General features: G+C 74.9%; 7 protein-coding genes, 1 pseudogene and 2 riboswitches. Of the genes and pseudogenes, 2 read left to right on the top strand and 6 right to left on the bottom strand.

Going from position 1 to position 7,730, the window contains the following annotated elements:
- Nucleotides 1-47 precede the first annotated feature (47 nt).
- The 5 genes from ABTX81_RS38000 to ABTX81_RS38020 are packed head-to-tail and all read right to left on the bottom strand — an operon-like array spanning nucleotide 48 to nucleotide 5,205.
- Complete coding sequence (locus ABTX81_RS38000; protein ID WP_350555226.1) at nucleotides 48-797, bottom strand: class I SAM-dependent methyltransferase; 750 nt, start codon at nucleotides 795-797, stop codon at nucleotides 48-50.
- Nucleotides 794-2,032 (bottom strand): MFS transporter, encoded by a 1,239-nt coding sequence (locus ABTX81_RS38005; protein ID WP_350555228.1) that lies wholly within the window; start codon nucleotides 2,030-2,032, stop codon nucleotides 794-796. The genes ABTX81_RS38000 and ABTX81_RS38005 overlap by 4 nt, the downstream gene beginning before the upstream one ends.
- Entirely contained in the window at nucleotides 2,025-3,290 is a 1,266-nt protein-coding gene (locus tag ABTX81_RS38010; protein WP_350555230.1) for an ATP-grasp domain-containing protein, read from the bottom strand. Before ABTX81_RS38010 ends, ABTX81_RS38005 begins: the two co-directional genes overlap by 8 nt.
- Entirely contained in the window at nucleotides 3,287-4,309 is a 1,023-nt protein-coding gene (locus tag ABTX81_RS38015; RefSeq protein WP_350555232.1) for a cysteine synthase family protein, read from the bottom strand. The genes ABTX81_RS38010 and ABTX81_RS38015 overlap by 4 nt, the downstream gene beginning before the upstream one ends.
- Entirely contained in the window at nucleotides 4,306-5,205 is a 900-nt protein-coding gene (locus ABTX81_RS38020; RefSeq protein WP_350555234.1) for a GHMP family kinase ATP-binding protein, read from the bottom strand. Before ABTX81_RS38020 ends, ABTX81_RS38015 begins: the two co-directional genes overlap by 4 nt.
- Before the next feature lie 203 nt (nucleotides 5,206-5,408).
- Nucleotides 5,409-5,647, bottom strand: a riboswitch (cobalamin riboswitch).
- Nucleotides 5,648-5,868: 221 nt separating this feature from the next.
- Here ABTX81_RS38020 and ABTX81_RS38025 point away from each other — a divergent pair.
- Both ABTX81_RS38025 and ABTX81_RS38030 read left to right on the top strand, forming a co-directional pair.
- Nucleotides 5,869-6,879 carry a ferric reductase-like transmembrane domain-containing protein gene (locus tag ABTX81_RS38025; protein WP_350555236.1) on the top strand — a complete coding sequence of 337 codons (1,011 nt, stop codon included), beginning with the start codon at nucleotides 5,869-5,871 and terminating at the stop codon, nucleotides 6,877-6,879.
- Nucleotides 6,880-6,968: 89 nt separating this feature from the next.
- Nucleotides 6,969-7,159: riboswitch (cobalamin riboswitch) on the top strand.
- Between the two features lie 41 nt (nucleotides 7,160-7,200).
- Nucleotides 7,201-7,653: a (2Fe-2S) ferredoxin domain-containing protein gene (locus ABTX81_RS38030; RefSeq protein ID WP_350555238.1), complete on the top strand. Its 453-nt coding sequence runs from the start codon at nucleotides 7,201-7,203 to the stop codon at nucleotides 7,651-7,653.
- Between the two features lie 3 nt (nucleotides 7,654-7,656).
- Here the strand turns inward: ABTX81_RS38030 and ABTX81_RS38035 are convergent.
- Nucleotides 7,657-7,730 (bottom strand): annotated as a pseudogene (locus tag ABTX81_RS38035) (GTP-binding protein); the annotation flags it as partial.

Raw genomic sequence — 7,730 nt, forward strand, 5'->3', positions numbered from 1 at the left:
ATGGGGCGCAGGGGACGGGCGCAGGTGGTGGACGCGCCCGCCCGCCGTCACGCCGGGCGGGCCGCCCGCAGCACCAGGCGCTCGGCGTTCTCGTCGTACGGGCGGCCGTCGAAGCCGCCGAACACCTCGATCCGTTCGAACCCCGCCTCCTCGGCCATCCGGCGCAGCTCCACGGCGCTGTAGACGAACCACACCAGGGTGGCACGGGTGACGCGCTCGCCCCGCACCATCACCCAGTCGCTGCGCAGCCGCGCCCAGTCGTCCAGCACCGTGTCGGTCTGGACGACGAGGTCCTCGCCGCGCCGCACCACCTTCGGCGGGGTGACCCGGCGGGCCAGCAGTTCCTTGCCGGCCAGGTCGAGGACGAGCGTCCCGCCGGGCGTCAGGCTGTCGTGCATGGTGCGCAGCACCCGGGCGTTGTCGGCGGGGTCCTCGAAGTAGCCGAAGGAGGTGAACATGTTGAGCACCACGTCGAACTCGCCCGGCGCCTCGTACGTGCGCGCGTCGGCCCGCACGAACGTCACCTCGGCGCCGGCCCCGTCGGCCAGCCGCCGGGCGCGTTCCAGCATCGGCGGGCTGAGGTCGACGCCGGTCACGGCGTGGCCGCGCCGTGCCAGCGGGACGCTGAAGACGCCGGGCCCGCAGCACAGGTCGAGCACTCGGGAGCCGGCCGGGAAGTCCAGCAGCGGGGAGGAGCCGAGCAGTTCCTCGGCCTGCGTGTGGCGCTGCTCGGAGAACAGGAAGTCGTGGAACTCGGTCCAGAAGTCATCGTCCTGGAACCCGCCCGTCCGTGTCATGCGGCCTCAGTGCTCCTTCGTCGTCGTGCGGTTGGGGGGTGGGGTCCGGCGGCGCGGGGGCGCAGCGCGAGCAGCAGCGGGGGCAGCAGCAGGCACTGCGCGGCGGCCAGCAGCCAGAACAGCGCGGTGTGGCCGCCCCGTTCGGAGAGTCCGTAGAGCTGTCCGCCGAGGAGGCCGCTCACGCAGGCGCCGAGTCCGGCGCCGAGCCGCTGCTGCCCGAAGACCACGGCGTCCGAGCGCGGGCTGCGGGCCAGCGCCTCCAGGTCGTTCTTGAGGAAGAGCACGATGTCGCCCAGGGTGATCAGCGCCCCGCCCGCCAGCAGCGCGGGCCGGGTGCCGGCGGCGAGCACGGCCAGCCCCGCGGCGAGCCCGGCGAAGCCGGCCGCCAGGGCGATCGGGTAGGGCATCCGCCGGATCGCGTCGGAGGCGAGCGGCTGCACCACGATGACCAGCGTGAAGCAGAGCAGCAGCACCAGGCTGTAGAAGGTGCCCGAGGCCCGCTCGACCGCGTACATCGCCAGGAAGTGCTGGAAGTGGAAGTACAGGTAGAAGGCGAGCGCGTTGGCCGCGAACGGCAGCACCGCGATCCCGGCCAGCAGGCCGCGCCCGCCTCCCGGCTCCTGCGCCCGCTGCGGCGCGGCCCCGGCGGGCAGCCCCGCGTGGCCGGCGGTGACCAGCGCGAACAGCGCCGTGGCGGCGAGGAAGAGGTAGCCGGGCGAGGAGAGCACGAACGGCCCGGCGATCAGCGGCCCGACCGCCATGCCCGCGTTGAGGGCGGCGTTGCCCGCCGACAGGAACGCCGGCCGGCGCGCGTCGTCGACGCCCCGCACCAGGTAGGCCTTGTTGGCGGGCAGGTACAGCGCGGCGCCGCAGCACGTGAGCACGAGCGCGCCGACCGCCAGCGGCGGCCAGCGCAGGGCGAGCAGCAGGCCGGCGAAGCCCGCCGTACGGACGGTGAGCGCCCACAGCATGGTGCGCCGCAACCCGATCCGCTCGGCCAGCGCGCCGCCCGCGATCCCGCCGGAGAACTGCACCAGGGAGGCCGCGGCCAGCACGACGCCGACCGTGCCGAGGCCCATGCCGAGCCGCTCGTGCAGGAAGACCGACATGAACGGCAGCACCATGAAGCTGCCGAGCGGGATCAGGAACGAGCTGAGCAGCAGGAACCGCAGCGGCCCGTCGAGCGTGCCGAGCGCGGCCCGCAGCCCCGTCGGGCCGGCGGTGCGGTCAGCCACCGTCGGCCCCGCCGCCCCCGCCGGCGGCCGCGGGCGGCGCGACCGGCTCGGTGAGCACCCGCAGGGCGTTGGCGGCGGCGACCGCGTGGTGGGTGGCCAGCTCGGCGGTCTCGCCCTCCGCGTAGACGATGCCCGCGTAGCCGCGGCTGTCGGCCAGGTGCTCGACCGGATCGCCCACCGACCTGACCGGGTACCAGGCGGGCGAGCCGGGCAGGCCGGCCAGCCGCTCCAGCCCGGCGACGCCGGTGAACACCCCGGGCGCGGCGGGGTAGCCGAGGACGAAGGCGACGGCCGGGCCGCCGGGTGGTTCGGCGTCCATCAGGGCGGGGCGGCGGCCGAGCGCGGCCTCGACCAGCGCCTCGTACACGTTGACGCCGAGCGCGCGGCACAGGCCCTCGCCGACCAGTGCGCCGCCGATCCGCGGGTTGATCTCGACGATCTCCGGGCCGTCGGCGGTCAGCACGAACTCCACGTGCGCGAAGCGGTCGGTGTAGCCGACCGCGGCGAGGACGTCGCCGAGCCACCGCTCCAGCGCGGCCCGGCGCGGCTCCGGGAACGCCACCGGGAACGCCGTGATCTCCTCCCGGAAGTACGGCTCGGGGGACATCAGCCGGCTGGAGACGCCCAGCAGCCTGGTCCGGCCGTCCCAGCCGAGCGTCTCGGCGCTGTACACCGGCCCGGCGAAGTACGGTTCGGCGAACAGCCGGCCGCGGAACTCCCGGCGGGCGGCCTCGGCGAGGACGGCGTCCAGCTCCGCCGGGTCGCGCACCAGCCAGACGTTCTGGCTGCCGGTGCCCGCGGTGTCCTTGAGGACGGCGGGCAGGCCGGGCTCCTTGAGGAGTGCCTCCGCCGCCTCCGGGCCGGCCCCGGTGACCGGTACCGCCCGGCCGCGGGTCAGCCCGGCCTCGTACAGTCGGCGGCGCACCGCCGACTTGTCCCGGGTCAGCCGCAGCACGGCCGGGTCGAGGCCGGGCAGGCCGAGCCGTTCGGCGAGTTCGGCGGCGACCAGCGTCCAGGTGTCGGTGGAGCTGATCAGGCCGCGTGGCCGGGGGGAGCGTTCCAGCAGCGCGGTGAGCCCGTCCACGTCGAAGGTGTCGGTCTCCACGACGTCCAGCGCCTCCGCCGGCAGCCGCTCCAACTCGTAGGTGTAGTAGGAGCGGTCGCGGGTGAGCAGGGTCAGCCGCTCGCCGAGCGCGTCGGCGGCCCGCACCAGGTGGCCGAGGCCGAAGGTGAGCGATTCCAGGCAGACGATGCTCATGCCGCCCGCTCCCCGGGGTGCGGCGGGCACGCGGTGCGCCGCCAGGCCATGGTGGACCAGGGCATGGACATCTCCTCGGGGGCGGAGACCTCGACCGGTTTCAACGCGGCCGGGTCGGGGGCTTCGGCGTGCCGGGCGAAGACGCGCTCGACGTAGCGGTGGCCGGTGTCGGCACCGATCACCAGGTGCAGCCGGTCGGGGTGGCGGCGTGCCTCGTAGGTCGCGGCCAGGTAGCCGGCGCCGGTGGACAGCCCGGCGAAGACGGCGTGGTCGCGCAGCAGGGCGACGGTGCCCGCCATGGCGTGGGTGAAGTCCAGCCAGTGGATGCCGTCGTAGAGGTGGTGGCGGACGTTGTCGAAGACGATGGAGGAGCCGATCCCGGCGATGATCGCCTCCGGGTCGTGGTGCCGCTGGCTGCCGAAGGTGACGCTGCCGAAGGGCTGCACCCCGACCAGCCGCACCGACGGGTCGGAGGCGCGCAGCCGGGTCGCCACCCCGCCGGTCGAGGCGCCGGAGCCGACGCCGCCGACGACGGTCAGCGCCGCGCCGGGGAAGGCGGCCGTGATCCGGTCGGCGACCTCGTGGTAGCCGAGGTAGTGGACGTCGTCGTGGTACTGCCGCATCCAGTGCCAGTCCGGGTGTTCGGCGAGCAGCTCGCGTACCCGGCGCACCCGCAGCTCCTGGTCCAGTTTGAGGTCGCGGGACGGCACGACCTGCTCCACGGTGGCGCCGAGGATCTCCAACTGGGCGCGGGTGGTGGCGTCGACGGTGGTGGACGCGACGATGTGGCAGCGCATGCGGTGCCGGTGGCAGGCGAGCGCCAGCGCGTAGGCGTAGATGCCGCTGGAGCTGTCCACCAGGGTCTGCCCGGGGCGGACGGTGCCGCGCTCCAGCAGGTGGCGGACGGCGGCGAGCGCCGAGTAGATCTTCATCGACTCGAACCGGACCAGCACGAGGCCGTCGGTGAGCCGGACGAGATCGGGGACCTTCAGGGCGTCGGCGATGTGGGGGTGGATCACCTGTAGCCTCCTTGGGCGAAGGAACACTGGTGGCCGAGCGAGTGGAAGAACGCGGACAGGTCCGACTTGAGCGCGGCGTCCGGGCGTCCGGGGAGCAGGTAGCCGACCAGGCAACCGGTGTGGGCGACGAAGATCCCGTCGGCACCGAACTCCTCGCGGTGGGCGAGCAGCGCGTCGAACGTCGCTTTGGGGAGAACCTGTTGGGAGAGCGCGGCGCTGGCCGTGGCCGTGCGCGCGACGGCGGCCTGGTCGCCCGCGGCGAATCCCTTCAGCAGGTCGGTCAGGCAGCGCCGGTACTCCTCGCCGTGCCGCCGGTAGTGCCCGAGCAGCAGGTCGGTGACGGCGGCGGTGTCCACCGTCCCGGGCTCGGTGATGTACGCGGTGTGGAAGCCGATGCCGGTGCCCAGCCGCCGCACCACCCGGTGCCGGCCACTCAGGTGCAGGGCGAACTCGTCGAGGAAGACGCTGTCGGCCCGTTCGATCTGGCGCAGCACGGCGAGCACCACCCCGGTGTCGTACGGCAGCGCGAAGATCCGGAACAGGCAGCGCAGCGTCGCCACGATGTCGGCGGTCGAACTCGCCATGCCCACCCCGACGGTGAGCTCGGAGTGCACGCACCAGCGGCCCGGCGGCAGGGTCAGCCCGAAGCGCTCCAGGAACAGCCGGGCGGCCGTCGCGGCCTTCGCCCCGAGCGGCAGCGGGTCCGACGTGTCCGTCCCCGGGGTGAAGTGCACCCAGGAGTGGCGGTCGACGGGGAACGACACCACCGCGATGTCGGGGCGGGGACCTGCGCGCAGCGGTCCCTGGTAGAGCTCGCCCAGGGTGCCGTGGCAGACACCGGAGAGCGTGCCGCCCGGCGGCGGGGCGGGCCGGGCCCCTCCGGTGGGGGTCACCATCGCGCCGCCCGGGCCGCCGGTGGGCGGGCCGGTCGGCGCCCGGTGCGGGCGGGCGGAACTCGCGCGGTCACGGGCACGTCCTCCTCCTCGTTCCGAGCCCCGCGTCATGACCCGGAGGAGGAGGGCACGGCGTGTCGTCGCACGCCGCGCAGCCGTCGTACCGCCGACCCAGTCCACGAGGTCACCGTGCACAGCCCGCACGTGGGGGTGCGGGCGCAGCGGCAGGTCTTCGGACTCGTGGGCCGGTACGCCGAAGGACCGGCGCACACCTACCGGCCGTCGCTTCCCGGGCCGGGGCGGAGCCCGGCCCAGTGCTGATGACGGCTTTCGTTCCCACTCACCGCTGCGGGACAGTCCCGGTTTCCCACCGGGTTCCCTCTTGCGTCGCGCCGCCGAAGTCCGGTCGGTCGGGAGGCGCGAACCGGCTGCGGTGATGAGCATACGGGGGCTCGCGCTCCGGTGGCAGGGCACGTGCGGGCGGTTGTCCGAATGCGATCGGTCCGCGGGCCGGAGCGTGGGGGCGCCGCGGCGGGAGGCCGCCGGTGCACGTGCCACTCTGGCCGGATACGGGCTCGGCATGCCGGAACCCCTCCGCCACACTTGTTCGACCCATCGCCCGCTGTACACCGTCAATCGGTGTCCCGCCGTTCCGGAAGGTCCACGATGCTGCCTGAGACGACGTCGGGGGACGACGCTCCGGACGCCCCGCCCGCCGCCGGGAGGCGGCCCGCCGAACGCATCGCCCCGCGCGCCGCCCCGCGCACCGACCTGCGCGCCGACCTGCGGGCCGCGCTGCCCGACGCGAGTGCGGCGGTCGGCGTCACCGCGGCGGTGTTCGTGCTGCTGTACGTCCGGATGGACGCGGGCACCTCGGCCACGGTGGCGGTCATGCCGTTCATGGACGACTCGCGCACGTACTGGATGTACCTGCTGAGCCAGGCGTTCGGCTGGTCGGGACTGCTGTGGGCCTGGGGGACGGTGGTGCTGGGGCTGCTGCTGTCCGGTCCGCGGCCCGTCCGACTGCCGGTCGCCCGGCAGACCCTGGAGCGCTGGCACCGCACGACGAGCCTGACAACGACGGCCCTGATGTTCGCGCACGCGCTGATGTTCGCGGCCGAACTCGTGCGCTACGAGGCCGGATCGGCGTGGGGCGACCGGCTCTGGTCGGGGTTCGCCGACAGCTTCGTGCCCGGCTGGTACGACTCCGGCACCGGCCGGACCGCCATCCCGCTCGGGCAGGGTGCGCTCTACCTGGCCGTGCCGCTCGGCCTGCTGTTCTACGTGCGGCACCGGATCGGGCCGAACACCTGGCGCCGGCTGCACCGCTTCGTGGTCGTCGTCTACGTGCTGAGCGTCTGGCACACCCTGCTCTACGGGACCAACGTGTGGTTCGGCGAGTGGCCGCGCACGGTCCTGTGGCTGCTGCAGGTCCCGCTCGCCGTCCTGCTGCTGGTCCGGCTGCTGCGGCCGGCCCGGCGGGCCGAGCGGCTGGGTGCGCCGGGGCGGGGCGGGGCCCGGTCGCTGCCGGCCTGGGCGGTGCGGGCGCTCGGACGGGTGGCGGTGGCGGCCGTCGTGGTCGGCCTGGTCGCGGTGGCGGCGTCCGGCCACGACGGCGGGCGGGCCCGTCCGCCGGCGCCGCCGGCCTCGGGTGGTCAGGCCGGCGGCACCGGCTGAGTCGCCGGCCGCACGGGTACCGTCGGCCGGCCGGGCCGGAGGCGGGCTGGTCCGGAGGCGGGCTGGGCGAGAGGCGGGCTGGGCGAGAGGCCGGTCCGATGGGATGATGATCGGCGACAGGGCGACGGCGGAACGAGGAAGCCGGTGGAAATCCGGCGCGGTCCCGCCACTGTGACCGGCGAGCGGATCCCGCACGGGCCACTGCCCCCGCAAGGGGCGGGAAGGCCGGGACGAGCTGCGACCCGGGAGCCAGGAGACTCACGGCGTCGCCTCCTCGCTGGAGCCCGGGGCGGATCTCCCCGGAGAGAGGGGTGGTTCGGCGTGCCCGACCTCATGGACCTCGGAACGGCCGAAGCCGTCGGCGGAACGCTCGCCGGTACGGGAGTCGGCACGGGAGTCGATACAGGGGGCGGGGCGGCGGAACCGCCCGGCGCGGTGCCCTGCCGGGTGGTGGTCTGCCGGGACTGCTGCTGCGGCACGGTCAAGGTGACCGGCGCGGACCACGCGGCGCAGACGGCGCGACTGCGCGAGGCCGCCCCGGTGGGAATCTCCGCGTGCCTGGACGTGTGCGAGCAGGCGAACGTGATCGTGGTCCGGCCGTCCGCCGGAGGCCGGGCGGCCGGCGGCCGGCCGGTCTGGCTGGGCCTGGTCAACGACCCGGCCGCGACGGAGGCCGTCGCCGACTGGATCCGGGCGGGCGGGCCCGGGGTAGCCCCGCGCCCGCCGCTGCTCGACCGTCACGTCTTCCCCGCGCCGGGCCGGCCGGCCCCCTGAGCGGGCGCCGTCCATCTGGGCGGCACCGGTGATCATGTTCTTGATGTAGTCGGCGTGACCCGGGCAGTCGACGTGGG

It is taken from the genome of Kitasatospora sp. NPDC097605, from assembly GCF_040302725.1.
Taxonomy (GTDB): Bacteria; Actinomycetota; Actinomycetes; order Streptomycetales; family Streptomycetaceae; genus Kitasatospora.

Coding starts and splice junctions, on each gene's coding strand:
- ABTX81_RS38000 (WP_350555226.1), bottom strand. CDS start 797: ATGACACGGACGGGCGGGTTCCAGGACGATGACTTCTGGACCGAGTTC.
- ABTX81_RS38010 (WP_350555230.1), bottom strand. CDS start 3,290: ATGAGCATCGTCTGCCTGGAATCGCTCACCTTCGGCCTCGGCCACCTG.
- ABTX81_RS38020 (WP_350555234.1), bottom strand. CDS start 5,205: ATGGTGACCCCCACCGGAGGGGCCCGGCCCGCCCCGCCGCCGGGCGGC.
- ABTX81_RS38025 (WP_350555236.1), top strand. CDS start 5,869: ATGCTGCCTGAGACGACGTCGGGGGACGACGCTCCGGACGCCCCGCCC.